This window comes from Staphylococcus microti (assembly GCF_000934465.1).
In the GTDB taxonomy this organism is placed as follows: Bacteria; Bacillota; Bacilli; order Staphylococcales; family Staphylococcaceae; genus Staphylococcus; species Staphylococcus microti.
On record NZ_JXWY01000148.1, the window covers coordinates 1 to 225 of the forward strand.

1 pseudogene is annotated in these 225 nt (G+C 26.7%); it reads left to right on the forward strand.

From position 1 onward, the window contains the following. Positions 1–38: 38 nt before the first annotated feature. A pseudogene (locus TP70_RS10880) lies at positions 39–225 on the forward strand (ParA family protein); the annotation flags it as partial.

Sequence of the window (225 nt, forward strand, 5' to 3'; positions counted from 1 at the left end):
GAACTTATCGGATTAAATTTGAGAAAGAGCCGTCCTTTATGCAAGGTATTAAAAAGCTTAATTTAGAGCCTTGTATAGAAGCGGTTAATAGCAATCTAGATATATTAAAAGGGGATTGGTCTCTAGAGAGTTTTGATAAGTATGTTATTAAAAATTTTGATGAAAAAGGAGAGTATTTTTTATTAAATTCTCTTTTAAAACCTATTAAATCTAATTATGATTATA